Below are 24,258 nucleotides of genomic sequence, written 5' to 3' on the forward strand. Positions count from 1 at the left end.
CCTATGCCCACGCCCCAGCAGGCCGAACCCGGCATCCGCATCGGTCTTACCGAGCTGATCGAAATGCGTCATCGCGTGCGCGAGATCCAGCTGTTCTCAAGGCCTGGCCAGCGCAGCCCGCTGGTGGGGCTGCACCACTCCAAGCTGCGCGGGCGTGGCGTGGATTTCGATCAGGTGCGGGTGTACCAGGCCGGCGACGATGTACGCAACATCGATTGGCGCGTCACCGCACGGACCCAGGAACCGCACACCAAGCTGTTCCACGAAGAACGCGAGCGACCGATCTTCATTCTGGTCGAACAGAGTCAGCGACTGTTCTTCAGCTCGGGGCTGGTGTTCAAATCGGTCCTGGCGGCCCAGGCCGCGGCATTGTTCGGCTGGGCCGCCCTGGGCCACAACGATCGAATCGGCGGCCTGGTGTTCGGCGACAACGAGCATTACGAAATCAAGCCCAGGCGCAGCAAGCAGAGCCTGCTGCAACTGCTCAACCGGATGGCCAAGGTCAATCAGTCGCTGCACACCGAGGCGATATCGCAGCCTGACAGCCTTGGCCTGGCGTTGCGCCGTGCCCGCGAAGTCCTGCGCCCCGGCAGCCTGGCGATCATCATCTGCGACGAGCGTGCTCTGGGACCTTCGGTCGAGCAGCACCTGACCCTGCTGTCACGGCACTGCGACCTGCTGCTGCTGCCGATTTCCGATCCGCTGGACCATGCCCTGCCCGCAGCGGGCCTGCTACGGTTTGCCCAACGTGGGGCGCAACTGGAGCTCGACACCCTCGACGCGGGCTTGCGCCAGCACTACCACCAGCAAGCGCAAGCGCGGATCGAGCGCTGGGAGCTGCTGGCGCAGAAGCTGCGAGTCCTGTTGATGCCGTTGAGTACCCAGAGCGAGATGATCGAGCAGTTGCGCGAGTATCTCAACGCTCAACGTCCGGGGAAGACCAAATGAATCCCCTGGACCAGTTGCACCCGCTGATGGCGCCGCCAGCCATCGGCTGGTGGCCGCCCGCGCCCGGCTGGTGGCTGCTGCCCTTGCTCTTGCCGTTGCTGGTCTGGAGTGCGTGGCGCCTGCGCCACTGGCGGCCCGGCCCACGTCGCGTGGTGCGCGCCGAACAACCGCTCGATCCGGTCCGCCAGGAGGCCCTGGCCGAGCTCGCGCGTTTGCCCCGCCCCTACGATGGCGCGCCGGCCGGCGCCTGGCTGCAACAGATCAATGCGCTGCTCAAGCGCCTGTGCCGGAATCACTACCCCGGCGCCAACAGCCACACCCTCAACGGTCGCCAATGGCTGGCCTTCCTGGACAACCGCTGCCCTGCCGCGGGCCTGACCCGCTGGATGGTGCTCGTCGAGGGCGCCTACAAGCCTGAATGCAGGCTCGATGACAAGGCGATCGCCGGCCTCAGCCAGGCGGTCGAGACCTGGATTCGCAAGCATGTTTGAACTGGCCTGGCCCTGGATCCTGCTGCTGCTGCCGCTGCCGTGGCTGTTGCGTCTGTTGCTGCCGCCCGCCGACAGTGGCGAGCCGGTGCTCAAGGTCGGCTTCCTCGGCGAGCTCGAGGGCCTTGCCGGGCGTCGGGCGCGGCTCAACCTGCCGACCTGGCGCCAGCAGGCACCCGTGGTGGCGATCTGGCTGCTGTTGTTGCTCGCGGCGGCTCGACCGCAGTGGCTGGGCGACCCGGTACCGGTGGCGGCCAGTGGACGAGACCTGCTGGCGGCCGTGGACGTTTCCGGCTCGATGGACTTTCCCGACATGCATTGGCAAGGCGAGGACGTCAGCCGCCTGACGTTGGTCAAGGCGCTGCTCGGCGATTTCCTCCAGGACCGCCAGGGTGATCGTGTCGGCCTGATCCTGTTCGGCAGCCAGGCCTACCTGCAGGCGCCCTTGACGTTCGACCGGCGGACCGTGCGCACCTACCTGGACGAAGCGCTGATCGGCATCGCCGGCAAGAACACAGCCATCGGCGACGCGATCGGCCTGGCGGTCAAGCGCCTGCGCGAACGGCCGGCACAGAGCCGAGTGCTGATCCTGATCACCGACGGCGCCAACAACGGCGGGCAGATCCATCCCCTGACCGCTGCCCGTCTGGCTGCCCAGGAAGGCGTGCGCATCTATACCATCGGCATCGGCGCCAACCCCGAGGCCAGTGGCACGCCCGGCCTGCTCGGTCTAAACCCGAGCCTTGACCTGGACGAAGCCTCGCTCAGGGAAATCGGCGAACTGACCCATGGTGCCTACTTCCGGGCCCACGATGGTGTCGAGCTCGCCTCCATCGGCGACACCCTCGATCAGCTCGAGCCGGTGGCGCAGCAGCCTACCCGCGCGCGTACCGCCAAGCCCCTGTACAGCTGGCCATTGGCGCTGGCCCTGATGCTCAGCGTACTGCTGGTGATCGCCGCGCAATGGCCTGACAATCTGCTGCAGCGGCTCCTGCGCCGCCCCCGCTTTCTGCAACCCCACCCCGAATGGCAGGAGCGCCTCAAGCGCCTGCGCCTGAGGAAACGGCGATGATCGACCTTTGGCCACAATGGTTGCGCCCGCTATGGTTGCTGGTTTTGCCCGTCCTGGCTTGGCTGCTCTGGAAGCTATGGCACAAGCGCAAGCGCGCCGGACGCTGGCAGATGATCCTGCCGGCCCAGTTCCATGGCGTGCTGCTCGGTGGCGGCAGCGGCAGCAACAGCAAGCTGCCGTGGATCGCCCTGGGCCTGGCCTGGCTGCTGGCATTGCTGGCATTGCTCGGGCCCAGCTGGCAACGCCTGGAGGAAACACGCCAGCGTCCAGCCGACCCGCTGGTGATCCTGCTCGAGCTGACGCCGCAGATGCTTGCCGAGGACAGCCAACCCAATCGTCTGCAGCAGGCGCGGCGCAAGATCCTCGACCTGCTGGAGCGGCGCCGTGACAGCCAGACGGCCCTGGTCGTCTATGCCGGTAGCGCACATACGCTGGTGCCGCTGTCGGACGATCTGGGAACCACGCGCAACCTGCTCGAAGCCGTGGACCCTTCGATCATGCCGCGGCCCGGTCAACGCGCCGACCTGGCCGTGCGCAAGGGCCTTTCGCTGCTGGCCCAGAGCGGCCTGGGCCAGGGTCGCCTGTTGCTGATCGGCTCCTCGCTCAGCGATCAGGAGCGCGAAGGCATCCGTCAGGCCCTGGGGCGACAAGGTCCCAGCCTGCTGATGCTGGGTGTCGGCAGCAGCGCCGGAGTACCCGTGCGCCAGGCCAGCGGCGAATACCTCAAGGACGCCCAAGGCGGTATCCTCCTGCCGCGTCTCGACAGTGCCAGCCTCAAGGCCTTCATCAACGGAACCGGCGGCCGCTACCGCCACGCGCGCATCGATGACCTGGACCTGCGTGGCCTCGGCCTGTTCGACGCCCCGCGTGGGCTGCGCAACGATGGTCTGACCTTGCAGCTCGACAGCTGGGCCGACCAGGGCCATTGGCTGCTGCTGCCGCTGCTCCTGCTGGCGGCTTGTGCCGGACGTCGCGGCTGGTTGTTCTGCCTGCCGTTGCTGTTGGTCCTGCCGCAGCCGAGCCAGGCATTGGAATTCACCGACCTCTGGTTCACGCCCGACCAGCAGGGCCAGCGTCTGCTCGAACGACAACGCCCCGACGAAGCTGCCCGGCATTTCCGCGATCCCCAGTGGCAAGGCATGGCGCTGTACCAGGCCGGTGATTACACCGCTGCCGCTGCCGCCTTCGCCCGCGGCAACAGCGCTCAGGCCCACTACAATCGAGGCAATGCCCTGGCCCACGGCGGCGAGCTGGAAGCCGCACTGGATGCCTATGACCAGGCGCTGGAGCTGCAGCCCGATCTACCGGCGGCCTTGGAAAACCAGGTACTGGTGCAACAGTTGCTGCAACAGCGCCAGGCCAGGGAAGACGACCAACCCGACAAGGGCGATGCCCAGGCTTCACCCGGCAGCGAAAACGAAGGCAACAGCAGCTCGGCCGGCGGCCAGACCGAGGACGCGCCCGAAGGCGTGCATCAGCCTGAAAGCCAGGGTGAGGGGAACGGCGACAGTCAGGCACAGGCCAACGGCTCCGGGAGCGACGACGATGACATCATCCGTCCGCCAAAGCGCCCCACGTCCGCCGCTCTCGATAGCGAACAGCGCCAGGCGCTGGAACAATGGCTGCGCGAAATCCCCGACAACCCGGCCGAACTGCTTCGGCGCAAATTCTGGTATGAACAGCAATTGCATCAGGAAAACCCATGACAACCCGCCCAGGCGTCCTTTTCTTCAGCCTGCTGCTGGTGACGCAGGCTCAGGCGCAGCCGGCCCTGCAAGCCAGTGTCGACCGCGCTCGCCTGCAGGCCGGCGAGACCCTGGAGCTGACCCTGGAAAGCCAGGATGTCACCCAGTTCGGCAAACCTGACCTGAGCATCCTCGACGCGGACTTCGAAGTGCGCAGCACGCGCCAGCTCAACAGCCTGCATACCCTTGACGGCGAGACCCGCGCCAGCACGCGCTGGATCATCACCCTGCTGCCCCGCCGCAGCGGCAGTCTGCAGATCCCCGCGCTGCAACTCGGCCAGGCGCACAGTCAGGTCATCGAACTGCAGGTGCAACAGGCCGACAGCAGCCGTCCGGGCAGCGCCGCCCAGGTATTCATGGAAGCCAGCCTGGACAGCGATACGGTCTACGTCCAGGCCCAGGCCGTCCTGACGCTGCGCGTCTATCATTCGGTGTCGCTGTACGACGACAGCAGCCTCAGCCAATTGCAGCTGGAGAACGCCAAAGTCGAGCCCTTGGGCGACTCACGAACCTACGAGAAGCAGATCGACGGCGTACTCCATGGCGTGATCGAAACCCGCTACGCGGTCTATCCGCAGCAGAGCGGCACCCTCGACATTCCGCCACTGACCTTCACCGCCACCGCGACCGTCGCCGCCGACGACAACCAGCAGAGCACCGGCAACGGCCCGGCCAGTCGTCAGGTGCAGGTCAGGTCGCTGCCTCTGCGCCTGCAGGTGCGGCCGATTCCGGCCAACTATCCGAGCACGGCGCCCTGGATACCAGCGCGCAGCCTGAGCCTGGAGGAACGCTGGAATCCCGACCCAGCCAACCAGCCGACGCAAGTCGGCGACTCCTTGACACGCAGCACCACCCTGCGCGCCGAAGGCCTGTCCAGCACCCAGTTGCCACCGCTGCCAGCCACCGAGGTCAAGGGGCTGCGCCGCTATCCGGATCAGCCGCAGCTGCGCAACGAAATCAATGACCGGGGCATGATCGCCAACCGCGAAGAACGCGAGGCACTGGTGCCGATCCAGGGCGGCAACCTCGAGCTGCCGGCGCAGGAGGTCACCTGGTGGAACACGCGCGAGGATCACCTTGAGCACAGCAGCCTGCCGGCCCGTCTGCTGAGTGTTCGCGACAACCCTGCGTTGAGCGCCGAGATGCCGGTGGGTGACAGCCGCGGCAGCAGCGGCCTGCTTTGGCCATGGCAGCTGTCCACCCTGGTCTTGGCGCTGACTACCCTGCTCGGCTTCACCCTGTGGTGGCGCGCCCGCTCGCAACCCGCGGTACCGCGGGTGATCCAGAGCGGTCCAAGCCCGCGCAGCCTGCTCGACGACCTCAAGCGCGCCTGCCAGGCCAACGATCCCCAAGCTACCCGCCAGGCCCTCGATGCGTGGGCACGGCAACAACCGGAAACCCTGACCGAGATGGCCGCGCGTTTCGTACCCTTGTCCGATGCGCTCGATAGCCTCAATGGTGCCTTGTACAGCGAGATCGGCCAGTATTGGCAAGGCGATCAGTTATGGCGTGCCATCAACACCATCCCACCGGCCGAGCAGATCCTGGCGCCCACGGGCGAAACAGGCAGCCTGCCGCCGCTGTACCCCAAATAACCTTCGAGGCGTGGCGCCCCGCGCCATGCCGGCACTGCGCGGAACCTTCAATGCGTCTGTTTCATACCTCCGACTGGCACCTGGGCCAAAGCCTGCACGGCCAGGAACGCGACTTCGAACATGCCTGCTTTCTCGAATGGCTGCTCGGCCAGTTGCAACTGCGCCAGCCGGACTCACTGTTGATCGCCGGCGACATCTTCGACACGGTCAACCCACCGGTCAAAGCCCAGGAGCGGCTGTACGACTTCATCGTCCGGGCCCACGAACAGAACCCCAAGCTGGACATCGTCATGATCGCCGGCAACCACGACTCCGGCTCGCGCATCGAGCTGCCCGCCGCGCTCATGCGTCGGCTGCGCACGCACGCCTTGGGGCGGGTGCACTGGCTGGACGAAGGTCAGCTGGACAGCGAGCGCCTGTTGATCCCGCTGACCAATGCCCGTGGCAAGGTCTGCGCCTGGTGCCTGGCCCTGCCCTTCCTGCGTCCCGCCGAGGTCACCGGCCTGCAACTGGGCGATGACTACCTGCAAGGCATCACCCAGGTGCACCGGCAGCTGATCGACGCAGCGCTGCAAAAGCGCAAGAAGGACCAGGCGCTCATCGCCATCAGCCATGCACACATGGCCGGCGGTACCGTCTCCGAGGATTCCGAGCGCAGCCTGATCATCGGCAATGCCGAAGCCCTGCCCGCGCGCCTGTTCGACCCTGTCATCAGCTATGTCGCCCTGGGCCACCTGCACAAGCCGCAACGGGTCAATCGCGAAGATCGCATCCGCTACAGCGGCTCGCCTATTCCGCTGTCGTTCGCCGAGATCGGTTATCGACACCAGATCCTGGAAGTCGAGCTCGAAGGGACCGAGCTGATCAGCGTCGAGCCGCGCCTGGTGCCGCGCGCGGTGCCGTTGCAGCGCCTCGGCCCTTTACCGCTCGGCGAACTGATCGAGATGCTGGCCGCGCTACCGCCGGTCGATCTGCTCGCGGACCCGCAGCATCAACCCTGGCTGGAAGTGCGAGTGCGGCTTGACGAGCCGCAGCCCGACCTGCGTCAGCAGATCGAGCTGGCGTTGCACGGCAAAGCCGTGCGCCTGGTACGCATCAGCGCCGAGTACGCGGGGCGCCGGGGCCTGGACGATGACGCCAATGACCTGATCGAACTGGGCCAGATGACCCCCCAGGACCTGTTCACCCGCGCTTGGGCACAGGCCTACGGCGGCCCTGTCGATGAGCAGACGCTGGCCGACTTCGCCCTGCTGTTGCAGGAAGTCCAGTTCGAGCAGGAGCAACCATGAAGATTCTCGCCATCCGCCTGAAGAATCTCGCCTCGCTGGCAGGGCCGGTCGACATCGATTTCACCAGCGAGCCCCTGGCCAGCGCTGGCCTGTTCGCCATCACCGGGCCCACCGGCGCGGGCAAGAGCACGCTGCTCGATGCCTTGTGCCTGGCATTGTTCGGCACCGTACCCAGACTCAATGACGTCGCCCGAGAAGCCAAGGTGCCCGACGCCGACGGCGAAATCACCACCAATGACCCGCGCAACCTACTGCGTCGCGGTACCGGCAGCGGCTATGCCGAGGTCGATTTCGTGGGCCTGGATGGGCGTCGCTACCGTGCGCGCTGGGAGGCCAACCGCGCCCGTGACAGGGCCAACGGCAAATTGCAGCACAGTCGCCAGAGCCTGCACGATCTCGATAGCGAACAGCTCCTGAGCAACCAGAACAAGGGTGAGTACAGGCAACTGATCGAAACTCACCTGGGCTTGAACTTCGAGCAGTTCACCCGCGCCGTGATGCTGGCCCAGAGCGAGTTCAGCGCCTTCCTCAAGTCGGACGATCGCGAACGCAGCGAACTGCTGGAAAAACTCACCAATACCTCGATCTACACCCGCCTCGGCCAGCGCGCCTTCACTCGCACCAAGGAAGCCGGCGATCAACATCGCGCCTTGGAAGAACGGGCCAGCTATCTGCTGCCCCTGCCCGATCAAGCCCGAGCCGAGCTCGATCAACGCCTGGCGTTGGCGCAACAGCAGCTCAAGTCGGATCAGCAGCGCCTGCGTCAACTCGAGCGGCAGCGTACCTGGCTGCAGGAGCAGCAGCGATTGCAAGCGCAGCAGGTCGCCGCCGAACAGGCCGCGCACACCGCGCGGCAAGCGTGGGAGGCGCTGGCCCATGAACGCCAGGACCTGAACCGCCTCGAACAGCTCGCGCCACAGCGCCACCAGTTCCACCGCCAGCAGGCCCTGGCCAGCCAACTCACGCCCTTGGCTGCCGCCGTGGCCGAGCAAGCCCAGCGCACAGGCGCGTTGCAGGAGCGTCGTGCCCAGCTGGAGCAGGATCTGGAAGCGGCTCGCCAGGCCCTGGCCCTGGCCCAGGCGCGCCAGAACGACAACACCCCGCGGCTACGTCAGGCTTTCGCCGAACAGGATACCCTCGCGCGCCTGGACCTGGAGCTGGACAAGCAGCACGCGCTCGGCCAGCAAGCCGATCGGGACGTGAACGAAAGTCAGCAGCAGTTGCAGCAACTCGTGGCGCAGCAGCAACACGGCTTGCAGCAGTTGGCGCAGATCGAGGCCGCACTGGACGAAAGCAGTCACCTGGCGGAGGTGGCCAATGCCTGGCAGGCCTATCGCAACCAGCTGCAGCAATTGCTGCAGATCGGCAACCGCCTGCAGCGCGGTCGCGAGGAGCTGCCTGGTCTGCAGGCCCAGGCCAGCCAGGCCAACGCCCGGTTCCAGGAGCAGCGCGATGCCCTGGAGCTGTTATATGGGGAAGCCAATGCCGAACCGCACACCGTGGCGGAGCAGCTCGACCTGCTTGGCACCCTGCTGGTCGACAATCGCAAGCAGCTGCGCGCCGTCGAAGATCTGTCACGCCTGTACCTCCGCGAACAGGAACTGGAACAACAGAACCAGTCCCTGCGCGATCGCCAGCAGCAGGCCTTGCGACAGCGCCAGGCGCTGATCGGCGAGGGACAGCAGGCCAAGGTCGAACTGGAAGCCGCCGAGCAGGCGTTGAACCTTACCTTGCAATTGCTCGAGCGCCAGCGTCTGGCGCGCAACGCCAGCGTCGAGGAGCTGCGCGCCCAGTTGCAGGAGGGCGAGCCCTGCCCGGTCTGTGGCAGTGCCGAACACCCCTATCATCAACCCGAGGTCCTGCTGGAGTCGCTGGGCCGCCATGATCAGGCCGAGCAAGCCACGGCCCAGGCCAGCGTCGACAAGCTCAAAGTCCACCTCGACGAGTTGCGCACCCAGGTCAGCGTGCTCAACGGGCAGATCAAGGAGTACCAGCACCAGCAGAGGCAACTGGCCGAGCAACTGCAGCCCATGGCTGAACTGCTCGCCGCCCACGCGCTCTGGCCCGCGTTTTCCGCGCAGGAGGTACAGGTTCGCAAGGGCTGGCTCGACGCTCAGCTACGCCGTCTCGACCAGGAAGTGAGCCGAGACGAGCAGCGCCAGGCCATCCTGCTCACCCTGCAGAAGGACGCCGCCTCCCTGCAACAGCAGTTGCAGGCCGCCAGCGAGGCACAGCAGCAGGCCAGGCACCGTGTCGACCAGCAACACCAGGCGCTGCATGCCGATCAAGAGCGACTCGAGCAGGCCCTGGCCGATTTTGCCGGCCTGCTGCCCGCCGAAAGTCTCCAGGCCCTGCGCAACGAGCCGGCGAATGCCTTCCTGGTGCTCGACCAACAGATCGCCCAGCGCCTGCAACATCTGGAGCGGCAGAAGGACGAACGCGAGGAACAGCAACAACGCCAGCTGTCGCAGGACAGGCTGGAGGCTCGATTGCAGGCGCGCCTGCAACGTCAGGAAGAACTGCGCCAGCAGAGTACCGAGACGCAGGCCCGGCGGCGGCAATGCCATGAGACGCTGGCCGAGTTGCTGGGAGAGCACGCCGGAGCCGAGCAGTGGCAGCAGCACCTGGCTCAACAGGTGGAAAACGCCCGTAGCCAGGAGGCCGGCATCGCGCGGACACTTCAGGATACTCGCACCGAGGTCGTGCGACTGGCGAGTGAACTCAAGGCCAATCAGGACCAGCAGCAAGCGCTGGAAAAAGAAATCCAGCAGCTGCAGGCACAGCTTGGCCAATGGCGAGCCCGGCATCCCGAACTGGACGATGCGGGGCTACAGCGCCTGCTGAGCATCAATGACGAGCAGCTGGCTGCCTTGCGTCAGCGGCTGAACATCGCCGAAAAAGCCATCGAACAGGCCAACGTCCTCCTACAGGAGCGTGTAGAGCGGCTGCGACAGCATGCCGAGCTGAGCGCGGACGACCTGCCGAGCGATGATCTGGAACAAGCGCTTGCCGACCTGCAACAGCAATTGAGCCTCCATGAACAGCAGTGTGCCGAGTTGCGTGCGCAGCAGGCTGACGACCAGCGCCGCCAGCAGGCGCATCAGGCTCTGGCCGAGGATATCGCCCGGGCGTATCAAGAGTGGCAGCGCTGGGCACGCCTGAGCGCGCTGATCGGCTCCGCGTCGGGCGACACCTTCCGCAAGATCGCCCAGGGCTACAATCTCGACCTTCTGCTGCACCACGCCAACAGTCAACTGCGCCAGTTCGCCCGGCGCTATCGTCTCAAGCGCGGCGGCAGTTCACTGGGCTTGCTGGTGCTGGACACCGAAATGGGCGACGAACTGCGCTCGGTGCATTCGCTGTCCGGTGGCGAAACCTTCCTGGTCTCCCTTGCCCTTGCCCTCGGCCTGGCGTCGATGGCCTCGAGCACCCTGCGTATCGAATCGCTGTTCATCGACGAAGGTTTCGGCAGCCTCGACCCCGAATCTCTGCAACTGGCCATGGACGCGCTCGACGGCTTGCAGGCACAAGGACGCAAGGTGGCGGTGATCTCCCACGTTCAGGAAATGCATGAGCGTATTCCGGTGCAGATCCAGGTGATCCGCCAAGGCAATGGTCTGAGCCAGGTGGAGGTCATCGGCTAGGTCAATGCCGGTCGGCGATGAAAACGTGCAGGGTTCGATGCCGGGGATCTGTTGTGTCGCTGCCGGCCCCATCGCGGGGCAAGCCCGCTCGCCACTTAAGGCTGCGGCGCCTAAAACACCGGTGGCCAGCGGGCTTGCGCCGCGATGGGGCCGGTAGCGACTCAACAGATCTCAGAACCTGCAGATGAGTTTCAGCATCCGAAAATCAAATAGCTTCCTGACTGGCTGGCACGTCGGCACTCACTGGGTTCACTCGAGGAACTTGAGGTCCGAGGGCGCATCGATCGGCAGGGACTGCACCGTCTTGCCCAACGTCCCCTCGCGCGGGTCGCGTTGCATGACGACGATCTGGTTGCTTTTCTGATTGGCCACCAGCAGGAAGTGACCGCTGGGATCAAGGCTGAATTCGCGCGGATGGTCGCCTTCCACCGAGCGACGCTGCACGAAGGTCAGGCGGCCCGTTTCCTCGGCCACGGCAAACACCAGGATCTCGTTGGCCGTGCCACGGTTGCTGACGTAGAGGAAGCGACCATCGGCGGACAGGTGCACGGCGCCACCGGCCTTGGCATCGGCCTTGTCGCTATCGGTCAGCGGCAGGCGCTGACGCTCCAGCAGCGCGCCGTCCCGGACGTCGAACATCACCACTTCGCCGCTCATTTCCAACGTCAGGTAAGCATGCCGACCCTGGGCGTCGAACAGCAGATGCCGTGGGCCGCTGCCGGGCGGCAGGCCGACCGATGCAGGGATCGCGGGAGTCAGCGGCTGCGTCGGGTTGGCGCCGTCATAGCGATAGACGAAGACCTTGTCGGCCCCCAGGTCGCTGGCATACAGGTAACGGCCGTCCGGCGAGGGCACGGCACTGTGCACGTGGGCAGTAGCCTGGCGCTCGGGGTCGACACCACTGGGGCTGTGCCGCTCCTGCTGCACCGCCGGTTGCAGCGTGCCGTCGCGGGCGACCGGCACGGCAATCAGACTGCCACCCGGTTGCGAGCTTGCCGCGTAACTGGCCACGAACAGGTAACGCTGGTCGTGACTGAGGCTGGCATGGGTAGGGTCGTCACCCTGGCTGGCCGTCTGGCTGAGCGGCGCGATCTCGCCATGGGCGCCCAGTGAGAAACTGCTCACCATGCCTTTTCCTTCGCCCTGCTCATTGACCGCGAACAGCAGCCGCTGATCAGCCGACAGCACCAGCCAGGACGGGTTTTCGCTCTTGACGACCTGCACCGGCTCGCTGCCGATGAGGCCGCTGCGCGGATCGAATTCGTAGCGGTAGATCCCCTGGCTGGTGCCCTGGGTATAACTGCCTACCAGCAGTACTGCGGCGTTCGCTTCGAGGGTCAGGTTCATAAGGGCAGCGGTCACCATGGTCTTGAGGAGGTCATTCATCGTCTTCATCTTCCGAGGCGCGCAAGGCACTCATGCAGATTAGTCGATGCTCGCCGTCTTCAGCGCCGAGCACCCATTCGTCCCCTGTCGCCACTGCCGCGGCGAGCTGCCGCAGGTCAAAGTGCCAGCGCTTGAGCAAACGTCCATCCATGCATTCGATGACCAGGCCCGCGTCGTCGAAGGTGAAATCGAAGGCGTGCAGGCCATCGATCAGAAGCATGTCGCAGGATTGCAGCGCAGTAGGCAGGGAAGACATCGGACTCGACTCATGGGATAAGGGTTCCGCCATCTTCCGGGTTCGGGCGCCAAGCTTCAAGCCGCGGGAAAAGCCGATGCGCTCTTCCTGCGGCCTGAAGCATGCAACGACCCGACGACCTCAGTGCGCGAAGATCGAGCCCCCCTCCTTGCCCGCCAGCTTCTGCGGCTTGATCAGGAAACGCGCCAGCGCCGGCAGCAACCACAAGGCGCCGAACATGTTCCAGAGGAGCATGAAGGTCAGCATCAGGCCCATGTCGGCCTGGAACTTGATCGCCGAGAAGATCCAGGTACATACCCCGATAGCCAGGCACAAACCGGTGAACAGCACTGCCTTGCCGGTAGAGCGCAGCGTCTGGTAGTAGGCTTCCTGCAGCGGCAGGCCCGCCCGCAGGAAACTCTCCAGGCGACTGTAGATGTAGATCCCGTAGTCCACGCCTATCCCTACGCCCAAGGCGACCACGGGCAAGGTGGCGACCTTGACACCGATCCCCATGAAAGCCATCAGGGCATTGCCCAGCACCGACGTCAGCACCAGCGGCAGGACGATACACAGAGTCGCGGCCAGCGAGCGGAAGGTGATCATGCACATCACCGCCACGCAGAGGTATACCAGGATCAGGACCGTCAGCTCGGCCGACTTGATCACCTCATTGGTGGCCGCCTCGATCCCGGCATTACCGGCCGCCAGGAGGAACTCCAGGCCGTCCTTGTCGTGGCTGTCGGCAAACGCCTGGGCTGCCGCCACCACGCGTTCCAGGGTCTCGGCCTTGTGGTCGTTGAGGAACACCAGCACCGGCGCCAGGGAGCAGTCTGCGTTGTACAGGCCGTCGGCGCGGGCGATGGAGTTGTTGAGCACGTCCGGGTTGCGCGACAGTGTCTCCCACTTCAGGCTGCCTTCGTTCATGCCCTTGATCACCTGCTTGGAGACGGTGACCAGGGAGATGGCCGATTGCACCCCAGGGGTATTTTCCATGGTCCACATCAGCTCGTCGATCGGCGCCATGGTCGAATGGATCGAGCAGCTTTCCGACGGCGTCTTGACCATGATGACCAGCACGTCCGAGCTGGTCGAATAATTGCTGATGATAAAGCTGTTGTCCTGGTTGTAGCGCGAGTCCGGGCGTAGTTCCGGCGCGCCCTGGTCGAGATCGCCGATCTTCAGGTTCTGGCTGTACCAGAGCCCTCCGGCGAAGGCCAGCAATGCCAGGACGATCGATACCGGCGCCACCCTGGGGCTGGCGAAGTTGGCCAGCAGACGCCAGAACGGATGCTCGCGGGTCGCGTCCTTGCGGCTGCGCTCGACCGCTTTCCTGCTGATACCCACGTAGGAAATCGCCACGGGCAGCAAGATGAGGTTGGTGAAGACGATCACCGCCACCCCGATCGAGGCGCCGATCGCCAACTCGCGGATGACGCCGATATCGATGATCAGCAAGGTGATGAACCCCACCGCGTCCGCCAGGATGGCGATCATTCCCGGCAGGAACAGTTGTCGGAAGGTGCGCCGCGCGGCAGTCAGGGCGTTGTCGGCCTCGCTGGACTGCAAGGCGATACCGTTGATCTTCTGTACCCCGTGGGAAATGCCGATGGCGAAGATCAGGAACGGCACCAGCATGGAATACGGGTCCAGCCCGAAGCCCACTGCATGCATCAGGCCAAGCTGCCATACCACCGCCACCAAGGTCGTGATGAGGACGGCGATGGTGCTGCGAATGCACCAGGTAAACCAGTACAGGAGGATCCAGGTGATTGCCAAGGCCACCCCGAAGAACAGCGCCACCATCACCAGGCCATCGATCAGGTCGCCGACCTTCTTGGCGAACCCGACGATGTGGATCTTCACATTGGGGTTCTGCGCCTGGTACTTGTCGCGGATCTTCTCTTCCAGCTGATGGGAGAACTGCTGATAGTCGAGCTTGATCTGCCTGCCCTGGTCCTGGGGGTCGGGATAGGACTCCAGCAGCGGCACATCGACGATGGAGGACTTGAAGTTGTTGGCCACCAGGCGCCCGACCTGACCGGACTTGAGCACGTTGTCGCGCAGCTGGTCCAGGCTCTGAGCCGAACCATCGTAGGTATTGGGGATGACCTCACCCCCGGCGAAGCCTTCCTCGGTGACCTCGGTCCAGCGCACGCTAGGGCTCCACAGCGACTTGAGGCCGGCGCGATCGACCCCGGAGATGTAGAACACTTCGTCGTGGATCTGCCGAAGGGTCTCCATGTAGTCCTTGTCGAAGATCTCGCCATCGACCGCCTCCACCGAAATGCGCACGGTGTTGCCCAGGTTGGCCAGGTCGTTGCGGTGTTCGAGCATCTTCTCGATGAAGGGATGCTCCAGCGGAATCATCTTCTCGAAACTGGTCGAAGGTCGGATCTGCGTGGCCTGCCAGAACAGGAAAATGCTGACCAGCACACAGAGGGCGATCACCACCGGACGGTTGTTGAAGATCAGGCGCTCGAGCAGCGTGGCCTTGCCTTGGTGATGCATGTCGACGTTCTCCCGGCCGCTCATGGCTGCACCTCCTTGCCCTTGGCGGAGGCAAGATGCACCCCGCCCTGTCCGACCAGCAACAGACCGCCATCGGCCAGCCCGCTGACCCCTGCCAGCGCGATCCGATCAGCCCGGTTGAAGACACTGAAGCTGCGCCCGTCGTCGGTGCTGCGCAGCACGCTGCCGCCGTTGCCTACCAGGACCAGGTTGCCGTCCTCGAGCCGCGTGGCGCCGGCCAGGCCGAATTCCAGCGGCCCACGGGCAGCCTCGAGCTCGATCGCCTCCCAGCTGTCACCGAAGTCGGCGGATCGGAACAGGTTGCCTCGCAAGCCATAGGCCAGCAGCGCGCGCGATTGCCCCGTACCGATCACGCCGAACAACGACCCCTCGTAGGGACCCTGGACGCGAGACCAGGTCTGGCCGTCATCGCTGGAACGGAACATGCTCCCTTGCTCGCCGACGATGAACAGACCGGCGTCCTTTACTTGCGTGAGGCCATTGAGGTGCAGCTGCTCTTCGTTCTCCAGGCGCTCGGCGACATCCTGCCAATGCTGGCCACCGTCGAGGGTTTCCAGCAGCGCGCCGTAGGCGCCGATGGCAAACCCATGCCGGGCATCGAGGAAGCGGATATCGAGCAGGGGCGCTTCGCGGGCGAGGTCTTGGAACTGCTTGGTCCAGGTCGCCCCTCCGTCGGTGCTGGCAAGGATCTGCGCATCGTGACCGACGGCCCAGCCGCGCTTGTCATCGATGAAATACACCGCCGTGAGCAGTTGCCGGGTGGGTACGCGCGCTTGGGTCCAGGTCTTGCCCTGGTCGTCAGAAAAGAGGATATGACCGCGATCGCCCACGGTCACCAGGCGCGAACCGGCCTGGGTGGCACCGATCATCAGCGCCTGGCCGGCCTTGGCCGATTCGACGGAGTACTCCCCCGCCGCCACGGTCAAGGCTGCCTGCGCCGGCGCGACCGACAGAGTCATTGCCAGTGCCGCTACCGCGCCAGCGAGCGCTGGCCATCGTCCACGCCCCTTGCTTGCCGATCCACCTGCGCTCATACCGCCCCCGCTTGCTGTTGTTCTTATGGGTCATCCTATTGGCAGGCACCGCGAAAAAATCCCGTTGCAGAGGCCTGCAATAGCTTTGCGCCATCCTATCGGGGAGTGCTTCGGGATGACAACGAGAGGGACGTTATCTTTTGTTAAGCAGGGGCGGTCTTTGCTTCAGGGCCTTCAACCGCAGTGACGCCCGCTGGACCGCGGCCATCTTCTCGGGGCGCTTCATGCGCTTCCATTTGCGGATATCTTCCTTGCTACGTCCGCAGCTCACGCACAGGTCACCACTGAGCTGGCAGATCGCGATGCACGGGTTCTCGATGTCCTTGGCCATGATCTACCCTCGTGTCACCCGGAATCTGGCCAGGCGCCTGCGCCAGTCACCGCCATGCTGAAGGTGGCATTCCTCTTCCGAGTCAAAGTGCAGGTGGCGATCGAGAGAGGGCAGCGATACCCCAGCGTCCTCCAGGGCGGCGGCAGTCAGTTCGCGCATCCGCGCATCCTGTCCCTGTGACAGCGCTCGCTCCTTGCTGGCGCGGGTATCGAATACCCAGATGACCTGCAGGCTCCGTTCGAAAGCTTCCTGGTCCACTTCATGGGTCAGCCAATCGAAACCGGTGATCTCGGCCTTGGCGGTTTCACAGGCCTGTGTAAGTGTCGCAACGAGACGACGCTCGATGCGTGCGTTTTCACGCTTGCTGGAGGGCATTGAAAGCTCCGGGGGCTGGGGAAGGAAAAGCATGACATACCCGCCCCCTCGCTGAAACGCTGCCAATCCCTACCGCGACCACTCCGGGTCGGTGGTGAACGAGATCGTCAGCCACCGGTCGGGGCCTTCATCGCCAATCTCCTGCCCTACTCTGTCCCTGATGGCGTCCCATTCATCCAGTGTCATGGCTGGCCATCCAGAAGGCACGATGAAATACAACTCGATCTGACGCGCGCGTCCCACTTTGGCGACGTAGGTCTGATAACCCGAAAAACCGGACTCCTCGACGACTCGCCTGGCAACGGTATCGACATGAACCTTCAGTTCCGTCGGCGTCACCATGAGAATCTCGGACCATGCCTTGCGCACGGTGCTCAAAGGAACAGGAATGATGATCAGGCAGATCGTCCCCAGGACGACTGGATCGACATACGGCGCTACCCAGGCATAGCGTGTTCCTTGCGCCAGGACTGCCAAGGCGAAGGCGATCAGCAGGGCGAAGGAAATGCTCCCCGCCATGATCCAGCCCTTGATATCCAGGGCGACGAAGTCAGACCGTATTTCCTTGTTGCGATGATGTTCGAGCAGTGCCAGGGTAAAACAGACGGTCGCCGAGACGGCCGCGTAGAGGATGGCAATGCCGAACTCGAGCGTTTTTCCTCCTTCGAGCACGCTTATGATCGAATTCACGAGCGCATAGAGCGCCACGACGCACAACAGCGTGCCGTTCAAGGCCAGCACCATGGGTTCCAGGTGCCAGAAGCCCATGTTGAAGCGCTCCGCCAAGCGACGAACGCCCTCTTCCTTGGTATGACGCGTGATCAGGATCGCTACGGTCAGGGCCAGCCCACTCATGATTGCATCGATCAGTGAGTAGAACGCGTCGAATACGATAGCGTCCGAGCCCGCTTGCAGCCCGACGATTATGCCGAATACCGCAACCACCAAGGTGCCAGCGATGGAGATCCGAAGAATGCCTTGCTCGCTATGCAGTTGACGCAACATTTCCAGTCCCCGTGTTTGACTTTCACGTCGCAGGAAGAACGACCGGCGAGCCCGACATCATAACTCGGGGGCTGCGGAACTCATCATTGGGTCGCCGAAACCTGACCGTGCATCCACGCAATTGCCTTGCCCGCCTGTCTCGGCGCGCAATGGCGTTGTACTGACCGATAGCTGCACAGCTAGGCCACGAGGCCGAAATTCGCCCCCGTGGCGCTTGTCTTACTGAGTGCGAGTCACTCGCCACACGGTATTGGCGAGGTCATCGGCGATGATGAGCGCGCCGCGCGGGTCGACAGTCACGCCCACTGGCCGACCCCGGGTTTTTCCGTCGGCGTCGCGGAAGCCGGTGGCGAAGTCGACCGGATCACCCGAGGGGCGTCCATTGCTGAACGGCACGAAAATCACTTTGTAGCCCACCGGATCAAGACGGTTCCAGCTGCCGTGCTCTCCGACGAAAGCACCGTCGGCGTATTTCTCGCCCATGGCCGGCAAGGAGAAGTCGACCCCGAGGGCGGCTACGTGCGAGCCGAGGCTGTAATCGGGCTTGACCGCGGCGGCGACCTTGCCGGGATTCTGCGGCTGCGCGCGTGGATCGACGTTCTGCCCCCAATAGCTGTAGGGCCAGCCATAGAACGAACCTTCGCGCACCGAAGTCAGGTAATCCGGCACCAGGTCCGGCCCCAACTCATCGCGTTCGTTGACCACCGCCCACAACTGCCCGGACTCGGGCTGGATGGCCAATGCCGTCGGATTGCGCAGGCCGGTCGCGTACGGCTTGTGGGCACCGGTCTGGGCGTCGATCTGCCAGACCATGGCTCGATCGATCTCGACCTCCATGCCACGCTCGGTGACATTGCTGTTGGAGCCGATACCGACATACAGGAAACGGCCATCCGGGCTGATGGTCAGCGACTTGGTCCAGTGATGGTTTATCTCCGCCGGCAGATCGGTGAGCTTGGTGGGCGGGCCGCTGGCCTTGGTCTGGCCTTCTTCGTAGTCGAAGCGAACCAACGCATCCTGGTTGGCCACGTACAGATGACCATCGGCGAATGCCAGGCCGTACGGCGCGTTGAGATTTTCGGCGAAGACCGTATTGAGCTCGTAGGTACCGTCACCGTCGGCATCTCGCAGCAAAGTCAGACGATTGCCGCCCTTGACCTTGGTGTTGCCTTGAGCCTTGATGTAGCCAGTGATCACATCCTTGGGCTTGAGCGTGGCGGCGCTACCGCCACGCCCTTCCGCGACGAGGATGTCGCCATTGGGCAGGACCAGAGTCTGGCGCGGGATCTTCAGGTCGGTCGCGATTGCCGTCACGTTGTACCCTTGCGGCACCGTGGGCTTCTGATCGCCCCACTCTACGGGCTCGGCAATCTTCATGTTGGGCAACAGACCACCTTGAGGCTCCGGCAGCTTCGGATCCGGCCCGCGTGCCTGGGTGCTCTCGCCTTCTCCGCCACAGGCGCTCAAGAGCAACGCCATGCTCAAGGCACTCAATGCGCTCAACTGTTTCATTCGACATCTCCCGAACGCAGGTTGGTAAGCCCCAGGCAGGCCGCCACGCAGGCCAGGAGGGTCACGATCACCGACAGTATCAGGCTCGACGGCATGGCCGCCCAGGCATCCTTGGCGTGTTCGAAGGCGTTGATCAACCCCAGCATCCAGGTGACCAGCAGGAGCAGGAAATACATCACAGGTCGACCTGCCTTGCGGTTCGCGCGGATCAGGTTGACCAACGCGAACAACAGCGCCAGCCCGCAGAACACCAGCCCTCCAGCGATCAGCCAGGAGGCGAAGTTGCTCCATTGGATCTGATAGGTCTGGTAGTAGGCGATATCACTGAGCAAGGCACCCAGAAACAGCGGAACGGTTCCGGCGAGCAGGATCGCATGAAGCGGCCCAGGCATGCTTCGGTAGGTAGGATGGACAGTAGCGGTCACGGCGGTCTCCTTATTGTTCAGCGACCCTGGACCGAGACTCGGTGCGGGTGCACCGTCCGATCAGGCTCGCACTGACTTCGCATAGGGAAGATCGTGCCGATGAAGCGTTAGTTCACCGGAGTATCGTAACCTGACAGTTTGAAATGGCTGGACGGAAAGTGACGGCTTTCAGGCCTGCGGGGGCGACCGGGAGCGATCACCGTACCTGATCGCCCCTTCACAACAAGCACCGACGGCGTGAAGATATCGGACACTCAACCCGCTCGAAGGAATGATCCGTGATCACTTGCCATGTCAGATATGTCATCGACCCGTACCAGATCCTGGCTTTCGAAAACTATTCCCGCCATTGGATACGGATAGTCACCCGACTGGGAGGCCTTCATCACGGTTATTTCCTGCCTGCCGAAGGCGCCAACAACCTCGCCTATTGCCTGTTCAGCTTTCCCAGCCTGGCCGACTATGAGCAGTATCGCAAGCACGCCGAAGCGGACCCCGAGAGCATCCAGCTGGTGGCTCAGGCTGTGGAGCAGCGGTTCATCGTGAGTTACGAGCGCAGCTTTTTGCGACCTGTGCTTGATTAGCAGAGCGCAGCCTTCGAGATTTGCGCTGTAGCGAGTGGCCTATCGCGGGGCAAGCCCGCTCACCACCAGTGCGCAGTGGCGCAAAGACGCGCTCCCGGTGGTGAGCGGGCTTGCCCCGCGATAGGCCATTGGCTACCCAGAAGACTCGAGAACTGAGAAATAAGTCTCAGCATTTGAAATCAAACGCTTAGCTGAATAGCATCAGGGCTTGCAGGACACCGGATCGCCCGCAAGCGACGCTCGCTTTGAAGGGCACCAGACGACCTGCGCCTGGTGTCCCTCATGTGTGGTCGCCTACGCCAGGCTCTTGCTCACCACCTCATATACGTCACTGGACAGCGCTCCCGACGCCAGAATCCGCTCCAGCTCGCCTTTCATCAGCCCCTGGCGCGCATCATCGTACTTGCGCCAGCGAGTCAACGGAGCCAGTTGCCGCGATGCGATCTGCGGGTTGAAGGCGTTCAGTTCGATCACCAGGTCGGCCAGGAAGCGATAGCCCGAGCCATCCGCCGCATGGAAGTTGACCAGGTTCTGCCCGGCGAAGGCGCCGATCAGGGCGCGGACCTTGTTCGGGTTCTTCAGGGTGAAGGCCGGGTGCTGCATCAATGCCTTGACCCGCGCCAGGCCACCGGGGAGCGAGCTGGCCGCCTGCACGCTGAACCATTGGTCCATGACCAGCGGGTTGTCCTTGAAGTGCTCGGCAAAGCTTTCAAGGGCCTTGGCGCGTTCGGCTTCGAACGGCGAGTTGACCAGCACAGCCAGCGCGGTGAGGCGTTCGGTCATGTTGTCGCAGTGCTCGAACTGCTCGAGCGTCGCTTCCAGCACCTGCGGCGTGCCGACCAGCATCAGGTAGGACAAGGCAATGTTCTGCAGGCTGCGACGGGCAAAGTGCGCGGCTTCGGCAACATAAGGCGTGGCCCGGGAAACTTCCCGATTCGCCTGGTAGCGCTGCCACAGGCCGTCGAAGAGTTGCTCGGCGATCTGCTTGCGGGCGAACTCGCGGGCTGTGTGGATGGCATCCACATCCGCCACCTGGCTGATCTCGGTCAGGTAGGCCTCGCCTGGCAGGGACAGCATCTCGGCGACCATGGCCGGGTCCAGCGTGGCATCGCCGATGACCGTGCCCAAGGCGCTGATCAGGCGTGGATCGAGTACCAGTTCGGCGCCCTGCCGGTATTGGCCAATCAGCTCCTGAAGCACCTGGACCGACAACTGCTGCCCCGCTTCCCAACGGTTGAAGCCATCGCTGTCGTGCTGCATGAGGAACATCAGCTGATCGCGATCATAGGGGAAACTCAGCTTGATCGGGGCACTGAAGCCGCGCAGCAAGGATGGCAACGGTTTGGCGGGAACATCGATGAAGGTGAAGGTCTGTTCGGCTTCTGTGACCGACAGCACACGGCTGGTCCCGACGGCCGCCGACTCGCCCTGCAGGCGCAGCGGCAGGTCGTTGCCCTCGGCGTCGAGCAGGCCCAGCTCCACCGGGATCACGAACGGCAGCTTCTCGGCCTTGTCCGGGGTCGGCGGGCAGCTCTGGCGGAAGGTCAGACCATAGGTCGCCGAGGCGCTGTCGTAGTGTTCGCTAACCTCCAGGCGTGGGGTGCCGGCCTGGCTGTACCAGCGCTTGAACTGGGTCAGGTCGACGCCGTTGGCGTCTTCCATGGCCTTGATGAAATCGTCGCAGGTCACGGCCTGCCCGTCATGACGCTCGAAGTACAGGTCGCTACCCTTGCGGAAACCTTCGGCGCCGAGCAGGGTATGGACCATGCGCACCACTTCGGCACCCTTCTCGTACACCGTCAGGGTGTAGAAGTTGGAGATCTCGATGAAGCTGTCCGGGCGCACCGGATGCGACATGGGACCGGCGTCTTCGGCGAACTGATGGGTGCGCAGGTAGGCCACGTCCTCGATTCGCTTGACCGTGCGCGAATGCATGTCGGCACTGAACTCGGCATCGCGGAACACCGTGAAGCCTTCCTTGAGCGACAGTTGGAACCAGTCGCGGCAGGTCACGCGGTTACCGGTCCAGTTGTGGAAGTACTCGTGGGCCACCACGCCCTCGACCCGCTGGTGCGCCGCGTCGGTGGCGGTTTCGGCGCGGGCCAGCACACAACTGGAGTTGAAGATGTTGAGGCCCTTGTTTTCCATCGCGCCCATGTTGAAGTCGTTGACCGCAACGATCATGAAGATGTCCAGGTCGTACTCGCGACCATAGACTTCCTCGTCCCAACGCATGGACTTCTTCAGACTGACCATGGCGTGCTGGCACTTGTCGATGTTCTCCGGCTCGACATAGATACGCAAGGTCACGTCGCGCCCGGACTGGCGTGTGAAGCTGTCCTCGACACACCAGAGATCACCCGCGACCAGGGCGAACAGGTAAGCCGGCTTCATGAACGGGTCTTCCCAGGTGGCCCAGTGCCGGCCATCTTCCTGGGGGCCGCTACCGACCGGGTTGCCGTTGGACAGCAGCACCGGGTAACGATGCTGCTCGGCGATCACCGTGGTGGTGAAGACACTCATCACGTCCGGGCGGTCGAGGTAATAGGTGATCTTGCGGAAACCTTCGGCCTCGCACTGGGTGCAGAACATGCCGCCGGACTTGTACAGCCCTTCCAGCGCGGTGTTGCTTTCGGGGTGGATGCGCACCGTGGTGTCGAGCGTGAACGATTCGCCCTGAGGCTGCAGGGTCAGGCTGTCGTCATCGAGCCGGTAGTCGTCGGCGGACAACGGGCGGTCATCGAGCTGGACACTGAGCAGTTCCAGGTGCTGACCGTCGAGCACCAGTGGCGGCAGGCCGGCACCGCGCGCCGGATTGCGGCGCATGACCAGTTGCGCATGGACCAGGCTGTGGTCCTCGAACAGCTCGAAGGTCAGGTGCGTCTGGTCGATCAGGTACTCGGGCGCCTGGTAGTCCTTGAGGTAGATCACTTGCGGTTGTTCGGTGCGCATGTGGCTGTCCTTTTACTGATGCACGGCCAACTGGTAGGCCGTGTACTTGCGAATATTGATCACGCCGGTGTCGAAGATCAGGTACTGGCCCTTGATGCCCAGCAGCGTCCCTTCCACCACCGGCTCCTTGTCGAGGTTGAAGCTGACGATCTTCTTCGGGTAGGCCTCGACCGGATAGCGCATTTCCACGACCTCGGCATCGGTCAGCGGCTGGATGGCCTGCAGGCCGAAACGGTCCTGCAACGCGCGCAGGCCCTCGCCGCAGGTGTCGAGCAGTCGATCACGCGCGGCAGGCAGGTCGAGCACTTCGGCATCGCCCTTGAGCAAGGCACGCCAGTTGGTCCGATCGGGCACCTGACCGCGCAGAAGGTCCTCGACCAGGCCCGACTGTTGACGGGTAGCCACGCGCAGGATCGGCAGCGCCTGGCTGGCACCCTGGTCCAGCCAGCGGGTCGGCAGTTGGGTGGCACGGGTGATGCCGACTTTGATGCCGGACGAGTTGGCCAGATACACGATATGGTCGGTCATGCAGAACTGCTCGCCCCACGAGGGGTCGCGACAGGTACCCTGATCGTAATGGCAGCGCTCAGGGGCCATGATGCACAAGTCGCACTGGGCGAGCTTGGTCATGCAGGGGTAGCAATAACCCTGGCTATAGCTGGTCTTGGTCCGGCGGCCGCAATGGCTGCAATGAATGGCGCCGAGGTATTCCAGGCGCAGCGACTTGCCGATCAGCGGGTTGACCGCCACCAGCGCCTCGCCCAGGCGAAAGCTGTACTGCACCAGCGGTGCTTCGAGGCGCACCGCCATCTTGCTTAAGGAGCCACGAGCGAGTTCGATCAATGCACTGAATCCGATTTGAACAGGATGTTGGGAATCGGCGCCGACTTGGACGCGCATTCCTGTGGGCCCATGTAGCCTGTGCGCTGATCTTCGGGCAGGTTCTGCATCTCCCAGGCGATCACCGCCTGCAGGGAGAGCTCTTTCTGCTCGGTGGTCAGTTTGCGGCCGTCGGACCATTTGCCGAGTTCCACGGCCGTTTTCAGGCTTTCGTAGATTTCCGGGGTGATGTTTTCGATCATTTGCGCGAAAGTGGACATAGCGTC

At 64.0% G+C, this 24,258-nt stretch carries 20 protein-coding genes; 8 read left to right on the forward strand and 12 right to left on the reverse strand.

Translation table 11 applies throughout. The features are described 5' to 3' along the window. The first annotated feature begins 3 nt into the window (after positions 1 to 3). From G7009_RS10220 to G7009_RS10250, 7 genes are read left to right on the forward strand one after another with little or no spacing between them, the layout of a single operon-like run. Entirely contained in the window at positions 4 to 948 is a 945-nt protein-coding gene (locus G7009_RS10220) for a DUF58 domain-containing protein (protein WP_181129875.1), read from the forward strand. After that, positions 945 to 1,439, forward strand: coding sequence for a DUF4381 domain-containing protein (locus G7009_RS10225; protein WP_181129876.1), 495 nt, complete (start codon positions 945 to 947; stop codon positions 1,437 to 1,439). Before G7009_RS10220 ends, G7009_RS10225 begins: the two co-directional genes overlap by 4 nt. Beyond that, positions 1,432 to 2,508 carry a vWA domain-containing protein gene (locus G7009_RS10230; protein WP_181129877.1) on the forward strand — a complete coding sequence of 359 codons (1,077 nt, stop codon included), beginning with the start codon at positions 1,432 to 1,434 and terminating at the stop codon, positions 2,506 to 2,508. Before G7009_RS10225 ends, G7009_RS10230 begins: the two co-directional genes overlap by 8 nt. Further along, positions 2,505 to 4,214 (forward strand): vWA domain-containing protein, encoded by a 1,710-nt coding sequence (locus G7009_RS10235; protein WP_181129878.1) that lies wholly within the window; start codon positions 2,505 to 2,507, stop codon positions 4,212 to 4,214. The genes G7009_RS10230 and G7009_RS10235 overlap by 4 nt, the downstream gene beginning before the upstream one ends. Next, a complete protein-coding gene (locus G7009_RS10240; protein WP_181129879.1) occupies positions 4,211 to 5,848 on the forward strand; it encodes a BatD family protein in 1,638 nt (545 codons plus the stop codon). Before G7009_RS10235 ends, G7009_RS10240 begins: the two co-directional genes overlap by 4 nt. A gap of 50 nt (positions 5,849 to 5,898) precedes the next feature. Beyond that, positions 5,899 to 7,137 (forward strand): exonuclease SbcCD subunit D C-terminal domain-containing protein, encoded by a 1,239-nt coding sequence (locus G7009_RS10245; RefSeq protein ID WP_181129880.1) that lies wholly within the window; start codon positions 5,899 to 5,901, stop codon positions 7,135 to 7,137. Further along, on the forward strand, positions 7,134 to 10,781 hold the full coding sequence (locus G7009_RS10250) for an AAA family ATPase (RefSeq protein ID WP_181129881.1): 3,648 nt from the start codon (positions 7,134 to 7,136) through the stop codon (positions 10,779 to 10,781). The genes G7009_RS10245 and G7009_RS10250 overlap by 4 nt, the downstream gene beginning before the upstream one ends. A gap of 249 nt (positions 10,782 to 11,030) precedes the next feature. Here G7009_RS10250 and G7009_RS10255 read toward each other — a convergent pair whose 3' ends face one another. From G7009_RS10255 to G7009_RS10295, 9 genes are all read right to left on the reverse strand, one after another. Then, positions 11,031 to 12,167, reverse strand: coding sequence for a lactonase family protein (locus tag G7009_RS10255; protein ID WP_445677110.1), 1,137 nt, complete (start codon positions 12,165 to 12,167; stop codon positions 11,031 to 11,033). Then, positions 12,160 to 12,423, reverse strand: coding sequence for a DUF5629 family protein (locus tag G7009_RS10260; RefSeq protein ID WP_181129882.1), 264 nt, complete (start codon positions 12,421 to 12,423; stop codon positions 12,160 to 12,162). The genes G7009_RS10255 and G7009_RS10260 overlap by 8 nt, the downstream gene beginning before the upstream one ends. 120 nt (positions 12,424 to 12,543) lie before the next feature. Further along, the gene (locus G7009_RS10265; protein ID WP_181129883.1) at positions 12,544 to 14,937 is read right to left on the reverse strand and encodes an efflux RND transporter permease subunit; all 2,394 of its coding nucleotides are present in this window, start codon (positions 14,935 to 14,937) and stop codon (positions 12,544 to 12,546) included. Beyond that, positions 14,934 to 15,968 carry a YCF48-related protein gene (locus G7009_RS10270; RefSeq protein WP_181129884.1) on the reverse strand — a complete coding sequence of 345 codons (1,035 nt, stop codon included), beginning with the start codon at positions 15,966 to 15,968 and terminating at the stop codon, positions 14,934 to 14,936. Before G7009_RS10270 ends, G7009_RS10265 begins: the two co-directional genes overlap by 4 nt. Positions 15,969 to 16,101: 133 nt before the next feature. Continuing rightward, a complete protein-coding gene (locus G7009_RS10275; RefSeq protein WP_181129885.1) occupies positions 16,102 to 16,299 on the reverse strand; it encodes a DUF1289 domain-containing protein in 198 nt (65 codons plus the stop codon). 3 nt (positions 16,300 to 16,302) lie between these two features. Further along, entirely contained in the window at positions 16,303 to 16,674 is a 372-nt protein-coding gene (locus G7009_RS10280; protein WP_181129886.1) for a hypothetical protein, read from the reverse strand. Between the two features lie 69 nt (positions 16,675 to 16,743). Then, positions 16,744 to 17,679, reverse strand: coding sequence for a cation diffusion facilitator family transporter (locus G7009_RS10285; RefSeq protein WP_181129887.1), 936 nt, complete (start codon positions 17,677 to 17,679; stop codon positions 16,744 to 16,746). A 219-nt stretch (positions 17,680 to 17,898) separates the two neighbouring features. Further along, a complete protein-coding gene (locus G7009_RS10290; protein WP_181129888.1) occupies positions 17,899 to 19,191 on the reverse strand; it encodes a PQQ-dependent sugar dehydrogenase in 1,293 nt (430 codons plus the stop codon). Continuing rightward, positions 19,188 to 19,616, reverse strand: coding sequence for a DUF2231 domain-containing protein (locus tag G7009_RS10295; protein WP_181129889.1), 429 nt, complete (start codon positions 19,614 to 19,616; stop codon positions 19,188 to 19,190). The genes G7009_RS10290 and G7009_RS10295 overlap by 4 nt, the downstream gene beginning before the upstream one ends. 278 nt (positions 19,617 to 19,894) lie before the next feature. On the opposite strand from G7009_RS10295, the gene G7009_RS10300 reads away from it, so the two are divergent. Continuing rightward, on the forward strand, positions 19,895 to 20,200 hold the full coding sequence (locus G7009_RS10300) for an NIPSNAP family protein (RefSeq protein ID WP_181129890.1): 306 nt from the start codon (positions 19,895 to 19,897) through the stop codon (positions 20,198 to 20,200). Between the two features lie 294 nt (positions 20,201 to 20,494). On the opposite strand, the gene pepN is transcribed toward G7009_RS10300, so the two are convergent. From pepN to G7009_RS10315, 3 genes are read right to left on the reverse strand one after another with little or no spacing between them, the layout of a single operon-like run. Beyond that, positions 20,495 to 23,152 carry an aminopeptidase N gene (gene pepN, locus G7009_RS10305; protein ID WP_181129891.1) on the reverse strand — a complete coding sequence of 886 codons (2,658 nt, stop codon included), beginning with the start codon at positions 23,150 to 23,152 and terminating at the stop codon, positions 20,495 to 20,497. Between the two features lie 12 nt (positions 23,153 to 23,164). After that, positions 23,165 to 23,995, reverse strand: a complete 831-nt coding sequence (locus tag G7009_RS10310) for a DUF2797 domain-containing protein (RefSeq protein ID WP_181129892.1) — start codon at positions 23,993 to 23,995, stop codon at positions 23,165 to 23,167. Then, a complete protein-coding gene (locus G7009_RS10315; RefSeq protein ID WP_181129893.1) occupies positions 23,992 to 24,252 on the reverse strand; it encodes a YeaC family protein in 261 nt (86 codons plus the stop codon). The genes G7009_RS10310 and G7009_RS10315 overlap by 4 nt, the downstream gene beginning before the upstream one ends. Positions 24,253 to 24,258 lie beyond the last annotated feature (6 nt).

The organism is Pseudomonas capeferrum, from assembly GCF_013523055.1.
Lineage (GTDB): Bacteria > Pseudomonadota > Gammaproteobacteria > Pseudomonadales > Pseudomonadaceae > Aquipseudomonas > Aquipseudomonas capeferrum_A.

Coding starts and splice junctions, on each gene's coding strand:
- G7009_RS10220 (WP_181129875.1), top strand. CDS start 4: ATGCCCACGCCCCAGCAGGCCGAACCCGGCATCCGCATCGGTCTTACC.
- G7009_RS10225 (WP_181129876.1), top strand. CDS start 945: ATGAATCCCCTGGACCAGTTGCACCCGCTGATGGCGCCGCCAGCCATC.
- G7009_RS10230 (WP_181129877.1), top strand. CDS start 1,432: ATGTTTGAACTGGCCTGGCCCTGGATCCTGCTGCTGCTGCCGCTGCCG.
- G7009_RS10235 (WP_181129878.1), top strand. CDS start 2,505: ATGATCGACCTTTGGCCACAATGGTTGCGCCCGCTATGGTTGCTGGTT.
- G7009_RS10240 (WP_181129879.1), top strand. CDS start 4,211: ATGACAACCCGCCCAGGCGTCCTTTTCTTCAGCCTGCTGCTGGTGACG.
- G7009_RS10245 (WP_181129880.1), top strand. CDS start 5,899: ATGCGTCTGTTTCATACCTCCGACTGGCACCTGGGCCAAAGCCTGCAC.
- G7009_RS10250 (WP_181129881.1), top strand. CDS start 7,134: ATGAAGATTCTCGCCATCCGCCTGAAGAATCTCGCCTCGCTGGCAGGG.
- G7009_RS10255 (WP_445677110.1), bottom strand. CDS start 12,167: ATGAATGACCTCCTCAAGACCATGGTGACCGCTGCCCTTATGAACCTG.
- G7009_RS10260 (WP_181129882.1), bottom strand. CDS start 12,423: ATGTCTTCCCTGCCTACTGCGCTGCAATCCTGCGACATGCTTCTGATC.
- G7009_RS10265 (WP_181129883.1), bottom strand. CDS start 14,937: ATGAGCGGCCGGGAGAACGTCGACATGCATCACCAAGGCAAGGCCACG.
- G7009_RS10270 (WP_181129884.1), bottom strand. CDS start 15,968: ATGAGCGCAGGTGGATCGGCAAGCAAGGGGCGTGGACGATGGCCAGCG.
- G7009_RS10275 (WP_181129885.1), bottom strand. CDS start 16,299: ATGGCCAAGGACATCGAGAACCCGTGCATCGCGATCTGCCAGCTCAGT.
- G7009_RS10280 (WP_181129886.1), bottom strand. CDS start 16,674: ATGCCCTCCAGCAAGCGTGAAAACGCACGCATCGAGCGTCGTCTCGTT.
- G7009_RS10285 (WP_181129887.1), bottom strand. CDS start 17,679: ATGTTGCGTCAACTGCATAGCGAGCAAGGCATTCTTCGGATCTCCATC.
- G7009_RS10290 (WP_181129888.1), bottom strand. CDS start 19,191: ATGAAACAGTTGAGCGCATTGAGTGCCTTGAGCATGGCGTTGCTCTTG.
- pepN (WP_181129891.1), bottom strand. CDS start 23,152: ATGCGCACCGAACAACCGCAAGTGATCTACCTCAAGGACTACCAGGCG.
- G7009_RS10315 (WP_181129893.1), bottom strand. CDS start 24,252: ATGTCCACTTTCGCGCAAATGATCGAAAACATCACCCCGGAAATCTAC.